Below are 13,995 nucleotides of genomic sequence, written 5' to 3'. Positions count from 1 at the left end.
CTACTCAGCTTTCCCGAAGTGAACGGCCGGTCTTGGTGAGGAAGACGTCGTCGAGGCTGGGTCGGTGCAGCTCCATCTGGGTGAGCTGCACGCCGGCGTGGTCGAGCACGCGGAGGATGTGCGGGATCGCGACGGCGCCCTCGTCCACGTACAGCCGGAGCTCGTTCTTGGCGTGTTCTTCGAGCTTGCGGACGTAGTCCTGGTTCCTGAGCAGCGCGATCGCCGTTTCAGCGGATGCTCCGGCGGTGCCGACGGTCACGACGTCGCCGGCGACCTCGCGCTTGAGCGCGTCGACCGTGCCCTCGGTGACGATCTCGCCGTGGTCCATGATCGCGATCCGGTCGCAGAGCGCGTCGGCCTCGTCGAGGTAGTGGGTGGTGATGAAGACCGTCATGCCCTCGGCGCGCAGGCGGCGCACCTCGTCCCACATGTGGGCGCGGCTCTGCGGGTCGAGGCCGGTGGTCGGCTCGTCGAGGAAGACGACCTTCGGCCCGTGGATGATGCCGAGCGCGATGTCGACCCGCCGGCGCTGGCCGCCGGAGTAGGTCTTGGTCTTGCGGTCGGCGTACTCGGTGAGCTGGAACGCCGCGAGGGCCTTGTCGGCCCGCTCGAGCGCCTCGGCCTTGTGGATGCCGTAGAAGCGGGCCTGCAGGACCAGCTCCTCGCGCGCGGTGCTCTCGTCCCAGGTGCTGCCGCCCTGGGCGACGTAACCGATCCGGCGGCGCACCTCGCCCGGGTGCTTGAGCAGGTCGGCGCCGGCGATGACCGCCTCGCCGCCGTCGGGCGTGATGAGCGTGGCCAGCATCCGCAGCGTCGTGGTCTTGCCCGCGCCGTTGGGGCCGAGGAACCCGTAGATCTCCCCCTCCCGGACGGAGAGGTCGACCCCCCGGACCGCCTCGACGACCTTGGTCTCCCGACCGGCCCGTGAGCGGTACGACTTCCGCAGACCCTTCGTCTCGATCATGACGGTCTCCCCTGTCGTCTGTGTGCTACGCGGGTCAACCTAACGCGATATAAACTACTAGTCAAGCGCGTTATATCGCGTTTTAAACCTCGTCCTCGTCGTCCTGCGGGTCTCCGAACTGCTCACGGATCGCCGCGCGCCAGGCGTCGGGGCTCTGCCCACCCTCGTTGAAGTGCCCACCCTCGCCGGCCTCGACCCGCGCGGCCACGTCCTGGCACCAGCGGGCCTCCGCCTCGGCGCGCACCGCCGTGAGCTCCAGCTGCCAGCCCACGTGCGGCGGCTTGTCGGCGATCCACTCGTCGATGCTGTCGCGATAGGTTGCAACCCAGTCGTTGAGGAGCCGTGCCCGGGCCCGCAGCGCGCCGACCGCCTCGGGGCGCGGCAGCGACGGCAGGAAGGCGAAGGCGGCCTGGAAGGGGTCGACCGGCTCCGAGTACTCCCACCAGTACCTGCGCAGCATGGCCTGATACTCGACCTCGCCGGCCTTGGTCAGCTGGTACCTCGTGCGGGCCGGACGCCCGTCCACCTGCTCGGTGTCGACCGGCTCGAGCAGGCCTTCCTCGGTCAGCTTGCGCAACGCGTGATAGATCGATCCCGGCTGGACATTGGCCCAACTCTCCACGTTCCAGCTGGTCAGCTCCTTGCGGATGTCGTAACCGTGGACGGGCTGCAGGTAGGAGATCAGTCCCATGATCATCAAACGCGTAGTAGACACGACATAATCTTAATAGGGTCGGTTTGACTATGACATTGTTGGCAGCGGGACTTGTCGTACAGGTCGCTTAGACTGCGGCTGAGGGTTACCCAAGGGAGCGTTCAGCGTGCGCAAGGTTCTCATCGCCAACCGGGGCGAGATCGCGGTCCGCGTCATCCGGGCCTGCCAGGACGCGGGTCTGGCCAGTGTCGCGATCTACGCCGACTCCGACCGCGACGCGCTGCACACCCGCCTCGCCGACGAGGCCTATGCCCTCGGCGGCGACACCCCCGGCGCGTCCTACCTGCGCATCGAGAAGGTCGTCGAGGTCGCCCTCACCGCGGGCGCCGACGCCGTCCACCCCGGCTACGGGTTCCTGTCCGAGAACGCGGACTTCGCCCAGGCCGTCATCGACGCCGGGCTGACCTGGATCGGCCCGACCCCGCAGGCGATCCGCGACCTCGGCGACAAGGTCACCGCCCGGCACATCGCCCAGCGCGCCGGCGCGCCCCTCGTCCCCGGCACCGCCGAGCCCGCCCGCGACGCCGACGAGATCGTCGCGTTCGCCCGCGAGCACGGGCTGCCCGTCGCCATCAAGGCCGCCTTCGGCGGCGGCGGCCGCGGCCTGAAGGTCGCCCGCACGCTGGAGGAGATCCCGGCGCTCTTCGAGTCCGCGACCCGCGAGGCGGTCGCCGCCTTCGGGCGGGGCGAGTGCTTCGTCGAGCGCTATCTGGACCAGCCCCGCCACGTCGAGGCCCAGGTCCTCGCCGACCAGCACGGCAACGTGATCGTCGTCGGCACCCGCGACTGCTCCCTGCAGCGCCGCCACCAGAAGCTCGTCGAGGAGGCGCCCGCGCCGTTCCTCACCGACGCCCAGCGCGCCCAGATCCACGAGTCGGCGAAGGCGATCTGCCGCGAGGCGGGCTACCACGGCGCCGGCACCGTCGAGTATCTCGTCGGCAACGACGGCACCATCTCCTTCCTCGAGGTCAACACCCGCCTCCAGGTCGAGCACCCGGTCAGCGAGGAGACCGCCGGCATCGACCTGGTCCGCGAGCAGTTCCGGGTCGCCGACGGCGAGAAGCTCCGCTTCGACGAGGACCCCGCCCCGCGCGGCCACTCCATCGAGTTCCGCATCAACGGCGAGGACCCGGGCCGCGGCTTCCTGCCCGCCCCCGGCACCGTCTCCACCCTGCGCCTGCCCACCGGCCCCGGCGTCCGCGTCGACACCGGCATCGAGTCCGGCAGCGTCATCGGCGGCAACTTCGACTCCCTCCTCGCCAAGGTCATCATCACCGGCGAGACCCGCGAGCAGGCCCTGGAGCGCGCCCGCCGCGCCCTGGACGAGATGGTCGTCGAAGGCATGGCCACCGCCCTGCCCTTCCACCGCGCCGTCCTGCGTGACGAGGCCTTCACCGAGTCTCCCTTCCGGGTGCACACCCGCTGGATCGAGACCGAGTGGGTCAACACGGTGCCGCCGTTCACCGCCCCCTCCGGCGACCTGCCCGCCGCCGAGGAGCGCTCGACGGTGGTCGTGGAGGTCGGCGGGAAGCGGCTGGAGGTGTCGCTGCCCGCGGGCTTCGGCACCGGCCCCGCCGTCGCCGCCCCCGGCTCGCCGGCCCCGCGCCGCCGCTCGGGCACGAAGAAGCAGTCGGGCGCCGCGAGCGGCGACGCCCTCACCAGCCCCATGCAGGGCACGATCGTGAAGATCGCCGTGGCCGAGGGCGACACGGTCGCCGAGGGTGACCTGATCGTCGTCCTTGAGGCGATGAAGATGGAGCAACCCCTCAACGCCCACAAGTCGGGCGTCGTCACCGACCTCGCAGCCACCGTCGGCGAGGTCGTCTCCGCCGGCGCCGTCATCGCCACCCTGAAGTAGCCGCCTCCACCACCACGCGGCCGCTCCACTCCACCCCCGGCACCGCCGGCCCCGCGGTTCCGGTGGCGCGCTCACGTCCTCACCGAGGCGACGTTGCCGCAACGCCTCCGGCCCGAGGGGCCCCGTTCGGTGGCCCCCATGACCGATCTCCCCGGGCGGAGCTCTAAGGCGGATCTGGCCTGGTGAGCCCCTGTTCGCTGGGGCCACCACCAGCATGATCGACGGACGGATCCGGTCACCCGCACGACCGGAACCGTCCTTGGATCAGGGGAAGGCGCCGGCAACCCCGGCAGCCCCAGGGCGAACCTCCGTCACCGCCGACCGGATGAAGCGGATCAATCACCGGAATTCCCGCACTATCGGGCACACCGCAACTCCCTCAGGGCCATGACCGCGAACACCGCACCGCTGGACGCGGCGGCACACCGCGGTCGTCCACTCAAGCAGCCCCGACCACCACATCCCGCACGGCGCACCTCCCCGACCGATGATCCAAGGACGAATTCGGCCACCCGCACCGACTCACCCCGCTCCAACCCAATCGCAATCTCTTCCCGCTCCGCCAACGACAACCGTGACGCCATCAGCCGCACACACCCATCCATCGATCATGACTCGGGTGTTGCAACCACCTCTTGAATCGGCCCGCACGGCCAGAACCGTCCTTGGATCACGACGGCGGCGAACCCGGCAGCCCTCAGGGCGAGCCTCCATCACCGCTGACCGGACGAAGCGGATCAATCCCGCACCACCGGGCAGGCCACATCCCCTCAGTGCCATGACCGCGAACCCCGCGCCGCTGGGCGCGGCGGAACACCGCGGTCGTCCACTCAAGCAGCCCTGACCACCACACCCCGCACGGCGCACCTCCCCGACCGATGATCGAAGGACAGATCCGGCTACCCGCACGACCAGAACCGTCCTTGGATCACGACGGGCAGCGCCGACGAACCCGGCAAACCCCGGGACCAAACCTCCATCACTACCGACCCGACACGGCGGATCAAGTACCGGCATGATCGACGGACGGATGTGGCCACCCGCACGACCGGGACCGTCCTTGGATCACGGGACGGGCGCCGCGCTGCTGGACGTAGGCCTGGGGGTGGCCACCGGATGCGGCGCGGATGCGTCGCTTGGCCTGGCTCGCGTCTCGGCGCGGGCAGTGCGGCGCGGAGCGGCGCATTGGGGTGCGGGTGAGAATCCCCGCCGGGACCCGCCGCGCAGCGGTGGGGCGGAAGCACAGCGGGGAATTACGGTGCGGCGTGGGCGCCTGTGCTGGCGTGGAGGGGGACGGCGACGACGGCGGTGCCGTAGGCGCAGAGTTCGGCCCAGGTGTTGGTGAAGTCGCGGTGGTCGAAGCGCATGCCGACGACGGCGTTGGCGCCGCGCTGCTCGGCGACGTGGACCATCTGGCCGACGGCGCGCGCACGGGTCTGCACGAGGAACTGGGACATGTCGAGGCCCGGGCCGCCCTCGGTCGAGCGTAGCCCCGCGGCGAACGGGTTCCGTGACGTCGCGCACACCCCGAGCACCTCGCCGAGCACGGTCGTGATCTCGTACCCCGGTAAACCCTCAGTCGTTACAACCAGCACATATGAATCGTATGCACATATGTACGGTTTAGGGTGGATCTACTGGGAACCACCCCCTCAGCCCTGCCCGGGAGTGGCGTTGGGGTTGACGGTGATACCCGCCGCGAAGCGGATCAGGTCGGGCTCCGGCAGCGGTACGGGCGTCGCGGACTGGATCACGAGCAGCCGGCCGTCGCCGAGGTCGACCTGCAGCGAGAAGAAGCCGTCGACCGGGTCGGTCAGGATGCCGGGGCGGCCCGCGACGTCGACCGCGCGGCCCGTGGACAGCTCGCCGGTCACGCCCAGCATCACGGTGAGCTTGCCGACGAAGGTCTCGTCGGCGGTGACGTCCGGCGGGCAGAAGGTGACGGCGGCCGGGCCGATGTTGTCGACCGTGTACCCGTCGGGGACCAGCGCGAACGTGAACGGCGCCGGCACGCTCACCGGCTGCGGCAGGAGGCCCTTGGCGAACCCGGCGAGCCGGTCGACCGGCACGGCGGGGGACGCGCGCAGCTCGAACCACTGCCCGGGCGCCTCCTGCCAGATCAGGGAGGTCCCCGTGTCGTCGGACTCCGCGGTGTACCCGACGACACCGCGGACCATGATCGGCTCGGTCCCGGTCGCGAGTGGGCGGGTCGGGCTGACCGTCAGCGTGGCGGTGGCGGCGTCGTCCGGCAGGGGCTGGCTGAGCGTCGGGAGTCCGGCGGCGAGGCGTACCTCGGGATCGGTGCCCGACGGTGGCGGGCTGAGCGGGAACGTGACCGTCAGCGGGCCGGACGGCGAGGCCAGCACCGACGGCGCGGCCACCGCCACCGGGGCGGCCGCGAGCCGCAGCGGCACGGTGACCCCGACGGTGGCCAGCACGGCGACGACCGCGCCGACCACGACGCGGGTCCGCCGCGCGCGCCGGCGGCTCTCCGCGCGGACGACCGTGAGCAGCGCCGCCCCGGCCGGGGCCTCGGCGGCGTGCCGGTGCATCAGGTCACGGACGCGCTGCTCGACGTCGCTCACCGCACCGCGCTGCGGGGAAAGGTCGTTCATGGCTCGCCTCTGCGGAGTGGGACGGGGGTCAGTGCCGACCGGAGCTTGTGCAGCGCGTGGAACGCGTGGACGCGGACGGTCGCCTGGGCGCAGCCCAGCAGCCTGGCGATCTCGGCGTCGGGGAGGTCCTCGTAGTACCGCAGGACGACGACGGCGCGCTGGGAGCGGGGCAGCGCGTTCAACGCCGTCCACATCTCGTCCGCGTCGACGACCCGGTCGGCGAGCGCATCGGGCGAGGAGCCGGGCGGCGCGCCGTCGGGCGGGTCGGCGACCGGCCGTTCGGTGCTCGCGCGGCGGCGCCGCCACGACAGGTACTGCCGCAGGACCGCCCGGCGGACGTAGGGCTCGGGACCCTCATCGCCGGTGATCGCGTGCCAGCGGCGGTGCGCCCGGACGAGCGCCTCCTGGGTCAGGTCCTCGGCCAGGTGCCGGTCGCCGGTCAGCAGGTACGCGAACCGGAGCAGCGCCGCGCTGCGCACCGTCACGAATTCGTCGAAGTCCTGCACGTCTTCCTTGACGTTGCCGGTGGGGTCGGGCGTTTATGGCTGTTCCGACGGAGTTGGGTCGTCGTACTGGCCGGAGCGCCCCGCGTAGGGCCGGCCGTCGACGATCGGCCACGGGTTGGCTACGCAGCCGTGCAGGCCGAGGGTCTGCTGCTGCATGACGGGGGCGGGCCGGCCCGGGCCGGGGCACAGCTCGTGGCCGCGGCCGAGGCGGTGGCCGGTCTCGTGGTTGACGACGTAGGCCCGGTAGGCGGTGAGGTCGGCGCCGTAGCCGGGGATGCCGCGGGCCCAGCGGGCCACGTTGACGACGACGGTGTTGCCGTTCCTGCAGGAGGTGTACCGGTCGTAGCCACCACCGCACAGCACGTCGCGGGTCGCGGGGGTGGCGAGGTAGATGGTGAAGTCGAACGCCTCGCCCTGCCCGGCCCGGCGCAGCCGCCAGGTGCCGGTGCCGGGCCAGCTGCGCGGGTCGGTGAAGATCAGCTCGACGGCGTCGCCGAACGTGGCCGCGTCGACGCCGGTGATGCCGTGCTCCACCCCGATCCGGTAGGTCAGCAGCCTGCCCTTCGTCCCGATGGCGGGCCCGCCGGCGGTGGCGAAGCCGAACGTGCCGCCGCCGTCGACAGGGAACCGGATCACCGGCACGTCGGTCGTGGCCGGTCCCCGCGACGACGGTGCCGCCGTCGGCGACGACGGTGGCGGGGACGGTGGCGAGGACGGTGGCGAGGACGCGATCGACGGGGCGGGCGAGGCGGCCGACGCCGAGAAGGACGGCGTGGACGAGCAGCCGGCCACGAGGGCGAGCGTCACGATGGTCGGGAAGATCCGCACACCGGGACTGACGCACCGCCCCCGTCCGACTGTTTATGAACCCCGCCTATGGCGCGGCACACACCTCCGACAGGCCCGCGACGGCCACGGCGATCGGCAGCACCCCCGACAGCGCCCCGGGGTCCCGCGGGCGCAGCGAGACCGAGCCGCCGGCCGCCTCCCGCTCCCCCACGACCGCGACGAACGGCACCTTCCGCGCCGCCGCCTGCCGGATCCGTGCGCCCAGGCTGCCCGCGTGCCACTCCTCGACCCGCAGGTCGGCGGCCCGGCAGGCGCGCACGAAGTCGCCGCCGGCCTGCGCGTCGGCGACGGGGAGGACGGCGACCTGCAGCGGTGCGAACCAGGCGGGGAACGCCCCGTCGTGCACCTCGATCAGGTGTGCGAAGAGCCGCTCCATGCTGCCCGCCGCGCTGCGGTGCACCATCACGGGGCGCCGCCGCGCACCGCCGGCGTCCACGTAGGACAGGTCGAAGCGGGCCGGCTGGAAGTAGTCGACCTGCACGGTCGCGAGGGTGCTCTCCCGCCCGGCGTGGTCCACCAGCTGGACGTCGATCTTCGGCCCGTAGAAGGCAGCCTCGCCGGGCGCCTCCACGTAGGAGACGCCTGCGATGTCCAGCGCTTCCCGCAGTACCGACGACGCCGCCGCCCACATCTCGGGGTCATCGACATACTTCCCGCCCTCGCCGCGCAGCGACAGCCGGAACGACGACGGCTCGAAGCCGAGCGCGGCGTGCGCCACCCGCATGAGCCGCAGCGCCTCGACGACCTCGTCGCGCACCTGCTCCTCGGCGCAGAAGACGTGCCCGTCGTTGAGGGAGATCGCCCGCACGCGGGACAGCCCGCCGAGGACGCCGGAGCGTTCCGCGCGGTACTGCCCGCCGATCTCACCGATGCGCAGCGGCAGCTCCCGGTAGGAGCGGCCGCGCGCCCCGAACACCGCCGCGTGGTGCGGGCAGAGGCTCGGCCGCAGCACGAACGCGTCGTGCTCGCTGAGCGCCATCGGCGGGAACATGTCGTCGGCGAAGTGCGGCAGGTGCCCCGATCTGAGGTACATCTCCTGCTTGGCCAGGGGCGGCGAGTAGACGTGCTGGTAGCCGTTGCGGCGTTCCAGGGCGTGGAGGTAGTCCTCGACGGCGCGGCGGGCGGCGGCGCCGGCGGGCAGCCACAGCGGCAGCCCCGCGCCGACGAGCGGGTCGGAGTGGAAGAGCTCGAGGTCGCGGCCGAGCTTGCGATGGTCCTGCATGGTCTTGACTCCCTTGATGCGACAAGGGGGCGCCGCGCACGAAAAAGCTCCGGAGCGCGGGCGCCCCGGAGCTTTGCTGAGAACAGGTGAGTGTCAGCGCCGCCGGGGAAGGCCCGGCGTCGTCGTGAACAGTGCGCTGTGACTCATGCCCGAAAGAATAGCGCGCCGTTCGGAGGGCGCGACGGGTATAAACGTGCGGTGCCTGAAGGTCACACCATCCACCGTCTCGCCGAGCGGCACCGCAAGCTGTTCGCGGGCCGGCCCGTCGCCGTCAGCAGCCCGCAGGGCCGGTTCGCCGCCGGTGCCGCCCAGGTCGACGGGCGGGTGCTGCTCGACACGGCGGCGCACGGCAAGCACCTGCTCCACCAGTACGAAGGCGACGTCACGCTGCACGTCCACCTGGGCCTGTACGGCAAGTTCACCGACGGTGACGGCGACCCCCCGTCCGCGGTCGGGGAGGTGCGGCTGCGGATGGCGAACGGCGAGCACTGGCTCGACCTGCGCGGCCCGACGGCCTGCGAGCTGCTCGACCCCCTCCAGGTCGACGCCCTGCACGCCCGTCTCGGCCCCGACCCGCTCGCCGAGGAGGACGACGGCGGCGTCAAGGCGTTCAAGGCCATCAAGAAGTCGGACCGGCCGCTCATGGCGCTGCTCATGGACCAGTCGATCGTGGCCGGCGCCGGGCTGATCTACGTGACCGAGGCCCTCTTCCGGGCCGGCCTGCGCCCGACGGTCGCCGGCCGGCGGCTGACCCGCCCGCGGTGGGACGCGATCTGGCAGGACCTGCGGACCCTGATGCGCACCGGCGTCGAGGACGGCCGCATCGACACCGTCCACAGCATCCACCTGCCCGAGGCGATGGGCCGCGCCCCGCGCGTCGACCGGCACGGCGGCGAGGTCTACGTGTACCGCCGGACGAACCAGCCCTGCCTCGTCTGCGGCACGCCCGTGCAGACGGCGGAGGTCAACGCCCGCAACGCGTACTGGTGCCGGGTCTGCCAGAGGACCCGCTGATGGTCGCCGCCCTGGAGCTGCACCTCGACGAGCGCGCGACCCGCCGCATCCGCGTCCTGTGGGACCTGCTGGAGGATCTCGGCGTACAGACGCTGCGGACGCCGCACGACGGCAAGCACCGGCCGCACGTCTCGCTGATCAGCGCCCGGGCGCTCGACCCCGACGCGGTCGTCGAGGCGCTCAAGCCGGTGCGCGTCGCGGCGCCGCTGCGCCTGAACTTCCAGTTCGCCGGGGTGTTCGTCGGGCGGGTCGTGTTCCTGGGCCTGGCGCCGACCCCGGACCTGATGCGGCACCAGGCCGAGGTCTGGCGCCACCTCACCGGCGCCGGGATCGAGGGGCTGCCCCTGTACGACCCCGGCGAGTGGGTCCCGCACTGCACCGTCTCCATGCGGGTGCCCCGCCCGATCCTCACCGACGCGCTGCGCCGCTGCCTGGAGGTCCTCCCGATCGAGGCCACCGTCAAGAAGGCCGCGGTGGTCGACTACGCCCGCGACATCTATCGGGAACTACCGTGACTCTCAGTCCGCCGCGTGGAGCATGAGCTGGCGGGCGGCCTCGGCGACGGAGCCGGAGATCGACGGGTAGATCGTGATGGTGTGGGCGAGCTGGTCGACGCTCAGATGGTTCTCCACCGCCATGGCGATCGGCATGATCAGCTCGCTGGCCTTGGGGGCGACGACGACGCCGCCGACGACGAGGCCCGACGCGGGGCGGCAGAAGATCTTCACGAACCCGTCGTCGAGGCCGTCCATCTTGGCCCGGGCGTTGCCGGCCAGGGGCAGCATGACCGAGCGGGCCGGGACCCGGCCGCTGTCGATGTCGGACTGGGTGATGCCGACGGAGGCGAGCTCCGGGTCGGTGAACACGTTGGCGGCGACGGTGCGCAGCTTCAGCGGGGCGACCGCCTCGCCGAGGGCGTGCCACATCGCGATCCGGCCCTGCATGGCGGCGACGCTGGCCAGGGGCAGCAGCCCGGTGCAGTCGCCGGCCGCGTAGATGCCCGGCACGTTGGTGCGGGAGACCCGGTCGACGGTGACGTAGCCGCCGGGAGCGACCTCGACGCCGTACTCCGTCAGACCGAGCGCGGCCGTCTGCGGCACCGAGCCGACCGCCATCAGGACGTGCGAACCCTCGACCGAACGGCCGTCGGCGAGCTCGACCACGACGCCGCCGTCGACCCGGCGGGCGGCCGCGGCGCGGGAGTTGTTGAGGATCGTCATGCCCCGGGCGCGGAACACCCGCTCGATCGCCATCGCGGCGTCGGGGTCCTCGTGCGGCATGACCCGGTCGCGGCTGGAGACGAGGGTCACGTCGATGCCCATCGCCAGATACGCCGACGCGAACTCCGCGCCGGTCACGCCCGAGCCGACGACGATCAGGTGCTCGGGCAGCTGGGGCAGGTCGTAGACCTGGCGCCAGTCGAGGATGCGCTCGCCATCCGGCGTCGCGGTCGGCAGCACCCGCGGGGTCGCGCCGGACGCCAGCAGTACCGTTGAGGCCGCGATCACATACGGAGCGTCACCGCCCGTGGGTGTGATCTGCACCGCATGGGTGTGACCCAGCGTGTCCTCACCGAGGCGGGCAGTGCCCGTGACGAACTCGACACCGGCCTTGACGAGCTTCGAGTGGATGTCGCTGGACTGCGCCGCGGCCAGCCGCTTGACCCGCCGGTGCACCGCCGGGCCGTCCACGCGCACGTCGTCGCCGGGCGGCCCCATGACCCCGAACTCCTCGGTGTCCAGGTGCGCGGTGACCACGCTGGAGCTGGCGATGAACGTCTTGGACGGCACGCAGTCGTGCAGCACGCACGCGCCACCAGCACCTTCGGCTTCGATCACGGTGACCTCGGCGCCGAGCTGCGCGGCGACCAGGGCCGCCTCGTAGCCCGCCGGGCCCCCTCCGATGATCACGATCCGGCCCACGAACGCCACCCCTTCCCCGACTCCTGCCGCACATTGTCGCCCGGCGGCATACGCCACTGAGCAGCGACCCAGCCGAACGGCCGCAACGCGCCGACGAGTGGATCCGAATCCGACACGCTCTGCAGTATTCTCTCCCGCACCCCAGCGGGTTTATCGTCATCGCCGTGCGTCATTACGCCGCGTATGGCTCGAACCTGGACCCAGCCCGCATGCGGGCCTACTGTCCGTATTCGCCGATGATCGGCACCGGCTGGCTGGAAGGCTGGCGGCTGACGTTCGCCGGTGAGGATGTCCTCGGCTGGGAGGGCTCGGTCACCACGATCGTCGAGTCGCCCGGCGACCGGGTCTTCGTCGCGCTCTACGACGTCCACCCCAACGACGAGAAGCAGCTCGACGAGGTCGAGGGGCAGCTCGCCGGCACGTACCAGAAGCTGCACCTGCGGGTCGCCACGCTCGACGGCGACGCGACCGCGTGGGTGTACGTCTTCAACGGGTACGAGGGCGGCCTGCCGACCGCGTGGTATCTCGCGGAGATCGCCAACGCGGCCGCGAAGGCCGGCGCGCCCGCGGACTACCTCGAAGCGCTGCGGGCCCGCCCCACCAAGACCGCGATGCCCTAGACCGGCTTACAGGAGGAGCGCCCGCTCGTAGACGTCCGCGGCGAAGACCACCCTCATGCCGACCCCGGTGTAGAGGTGGTAGGCGCCCGTCGGGTTGGTCAGGTCGACGCCGAGCCCGGCGGTGGCCCGCCCCTTCGCCGCGTAGGCCGCGAAGGCGGTGCGCAGCAGCGCGCCGCCGATGCCGGTCTTGCGGTGCCCGCGCAGCACGGCCAGGTTCTTGACCCAGCCCTCGCCGCGCTCGAGGGCCTGGTCGGCGGACTGGAGCACGCCCACGATCTCGCCGCCGGCGAGGGCCACGAACCACTCGTCCCAGCTGATCGACGGCAGGCTGTCGAGCGCCGTCCGCCAGTCCGCGTAGGCCGTCGGCTGGAAGTCGGGCGTGTCGGCGAACGCGGACTCGAGCACCTCGTGGAAGCGCGGCAGCTCGTCGGGGCGCACCGGCCGGATGTCGAACCCTTCGGGAGCCCGCTCGTCGCCGCTGAGCGGGCGGGTCATGCGCGCGTGGCGTTTGACGAACGAGAAGCCGTGCGCCTCCAGTACCGCCACCAGCGCCGTCTCCGAGGCGAGCGTCCCGGCGCGCAGCACACCCCGCTCGAAGCCGTTGCGGCGGGCGCGTTCGGCGGCCCGGACCAAGGCGAGCTCCAGCAGCGGGCCGTAGGCGGGCTCACCGCGGCCGGGCCAGCCGTAGAGCTCCACGTTGTCGCGCGGGCCGCGCTGCGGGTTGTCGACATAGGCCCAGGCGACCGGCTCGCCGTCGGGCCCGGCGGCGAGCCACGTGTCGACCGCGGGGTCCTCCGCGGGGGCCGTGAGCGTCTCCACGATCTCGTCCTCGGACCAGTCCGGCTCGCCGAGCGCGGCGATGTCGCCGGCGCGGGTGATCGCGAGGATCGCCGGCACGTCGCGCAGCGTGCAGCCGCGCACCGTCCAGCCGTCGAGTCCCGGCAATGTGGTCATACGGGTGTCGCCTCCCGGACGGTGGTCACCGCCGCGTCGAGCAGGTTGACCAGTTCGATGCGCTCCGTGGGTGCGAGCGCGCGGAACGCCTCGCCGGCGATCCGGTCGGTGAGGGCCTCGGCCCAGCTGCGGCGGCGCACCAGCGGCTCGAACGGCGGGAACGGCGGCTGCCAGCCGAACGCCGTCGCGCCCGGCTCGCCCTCCGGCCCGGCGATGATCGCCTCCAGGGGGCTCAGCCCGCTGGCGCGGATCGCGAGGAGGTGCGCCGCGCCGCGGTGCTCGCGCAGCAGGTGCGCCAGGACGGCGGCGCGGGCGCCGGGCGAGTCGTCGGGCAGCGGCATCGCCCGCCACGCCGCGAACAGCGGCATGCCCGCCGTCTCGGCGCTGACGACGACCCGCTCGGCGAGCTCGACCAGCTTCGGCAGCGCGTAGAAGCTCTCCAGGTGCTCGCGGCCCCACCGGCAGCACTCGTCGAGGTTGTCCGCGGCGATCTGCTCGGGCGGGGCGACCTTGCGGGCCGCGTCCCAGCCGTCCTGCACCGCGTCGGGCGCGATGAAGCCGAGCGCCGCGGCGACCGTGTCGGCCCGCACGTCGCCGAGGGCGCCGCCGCGTCCGGCGACGTAGAACGCCCAGCCGGTGAGCCCGATCTGCCGAGCCCGGCGCATGGTCTTGGGGTCGTCGCTGAAGGCGCCGCCCAGCATCAGGACGGCCTGCTTCGCCGCCGCTGCCGCCTGCTCGGGAGTCACCCGGCTCATT

The 13,995-nt window shown here is 72.3% G+C and carries 14 protein-coding genes; 4 read left to right on the top strand and 10 right to left on the bottom strand.

Translation table 11 applies throughout. The annotated features are described in order from the left end of the window. Positions 1-4 precede the first annotated feature (4 nt). Both ABZ321_RS34455 and ABZ321_RS34450 read right to left on the bottom strand, forming a co-directional pair. Positions 5-964 (bottom strand): ATP-binding cassette domain-containing protein, encoded by a 960-nt coding sequence (locus ABZ321_RS34455; protein ID WP_344503804.1) that lies wholly within the window; start codon positions 962-964, stop codon positions 5-7. Between the two features lie 82 nt (positions 965-1,046). Beyond that, positions 1,047-1,661, bottom strand: a complete 615-nt coding sequence (locus ABZ321_RS34450) for a PadR family transcriptional regulator (RefSeq protein WP_354899154.1) — start codon at positions 1,659-1,661, stop codon at positions 1,047-1,049. Positions 1,662-1,785: 124 nt separating this feature from the next. Here ABZ321_RS34450 and ABZ321_RS34445 point away from each other — a divergent pair, with 124 nt between their 5' ends. Then, a complete protein-coding gene (locus ABZ321_RS34445) occupies positions 1,786-3,537 on the top strand; it encodes a biotin carboxylase N-terminal domain-containing protein (protein ID WP_354899151.1) in 1,752 nt (583 codons plus the stop codon). A 1,253-nt stretch (positions 3,538-4,790) separates the two neighbouring features. Here the strand turns inward: ABZ321_RS34445 and ABZ321_RS34440 are convergent. The 5 genes from ABZ321_RS34440 to thrS are packed head-to-tail and all read right to left on the bottom strand — an operon-like array spanning position 4,791 to position 8,729. Continuing rightward, positions 4,791-5,132, bottom strand: a complete 342-nt coding sequence (locus ABZ321_RS34440; protein ID WP_344503807.1) for a heavy metal-binding domain-containing protein — start codon at positions 5,130-5,132, stop codon at positions 4,791-4,793. Positions 5,133-5,189: 57 nt separating this feature from the next. Next, complete coding sequence (locus tag ABZ321_RS34435) at positions 5,190-6,152, bottom strand: hypothetical protein (RefSeq protein WP_354899148.1); 963 nt, start codon at positions 6,150-6,152, stop codon at positions 5,190-5,192. Next, complete coding sequence (locus ABZ321_RS34430; protein ID WP_344503809.1) at positions 6,149-6,658, bottom strand: SigE family RNA polymerase sigma factor; 510 nt, start codon at positions 6,656-6,658, stop codon at positions 6,149-6,151. The genes ABZ321_RS34435 and ABZ321_RS34430 overlap by 4 nt, the downstream gene beginning before the upstream one ends. Positions 6,659-6,691: 33 nt before the next feature. Then, complete coding sequence (locus ABZ321_RS34425) at positions 6,692-7,486, bottom strand: DUF3152 domain-containing protein (protein ID WP_354899145.1); 795 nt, start codon at positions 7,484-7,486, stop codon at positions 6,692-6,694. 46 nt (positions 7,487-7,532) lie between these two features. Beyond that, complete coding sequence (gene thrS, locus ABZ321_RS34420; RefSeq protein WP_354899142.1) at positions 7,533-8,729, bottom strand: threonine--tRNA ligase; 1,197 nt, start codon at positions 8,727-8,729, stop codon at positions 7,533-7,535. Between the two features lie 198 nt (positions 8,730-8,927). On the opposite strand from thrS, the gene ABZ321_RS34415 reads away from it, so the two are divergent. Then, positions 8,928-9,743, top strand: coding sequence for a DNA-formamidopyrimidine glycosylase family protein (locus ABZ321_RS34415; protein ID WP_354899139.1), 816 nt, complete (start codon positions 8,928-8,930; stop codon positions 9,741-9,743). Then, a complete protein-coding gene (locus ABZ321_RS34410) occupies positions 9,716-10,258 on the top strand; it encodes a 2'-5' RNA ligase family protein (RefSeq protein WP_354899136.1) in 543 nt (180 codons plus the stop codon). Before ABZ321_RS34415 ends, ABZ321_RS34410 begins: the two co-directional genes overlap by 28 nt. A 3-nt stretch (positions 10,259-10,261) precedes the next feature. Here the strand turns inward: ABZ321_RS34410 and ABZ321_RS34405 are convergent, their stop codons facing one another. Beyond that, positions 10,262-11,722 (bottom strand): NAD(P)H-quinone dehydrogenase, encoded by a 1,461-nt coding sequence (locus tag ABZ321_RS34405; protein ID WP_354899133.1) that lies wholly within the window; start codon positions 11,720-11,722, stop codon positions 10,262-10,264. Positions 11,723-11,829: 107 nt separating this feature from the next. Between ABZ321_RS34405 and ABZ321_RS34400 the strand changes: the two genes are divergently transcribed. Then, entirely contained in the window at positions 11,830-12,285 is a 456-nt protein-coding gene (locus tag ABZ321_RS34400; protein ID WP_344503816.1) for a gamma-glutamylcyclotransferase family protein, read from the top strand. A gap of 6 nt (positions 12,286-12,291) precedes the next feature. Here ABZ321_RS34400 and ABZ321_RS34395 read toward each other — a convergent pair whose 3' ends face one another. Both ABZ321_RS34395 and ABZ321_RS34390 read right to left on the bottom strand, forming a co-directional pair. Continuing rightward, positions 12,292-13,239: a GNAT family N-acetyltransferase gene (locus ABZ321_RS34395; protein ID WP_354899130.1), complete on the bottom strand. Its 948-nt coding sequence runs from the start codon at positions 13,237-13,239 to the stop codon at positions 12,292-12,294. Next, on the bottom strand, positions 13,236-13,985 hold the full coding sequence (locus tag ABZ321_RS34390) for a hypothetical protein (protein ID WP_344503818.1): 750 nt from the start codon (positions 13,983-13,985) through the stop codon (positions 13,236-13,238). The genes ABZ321_RS34395 and ABZ321_RS34390 overlap by 4 nt, the downstream gene beginning before the upstream one ends. Between the last annotated feature and the right edge of the window lie 10 nt (positions 13,986-13,995).

The organism is Dactylosporangium sp. NPDC006015 (genome assembly GCF_040614215.1).
Taxonomy (GTDB): Bacteria; Actinomycetota; Actinomycetes; order Mycobacteriales; family Micromonosporaceae; genus Dactylosporangium; species Dactylosporangium maewongense.
Note: the sequence above shows the minus strand (reverse complement) of the source record. Positions and strands in the feature narration are given on the sequence as shown.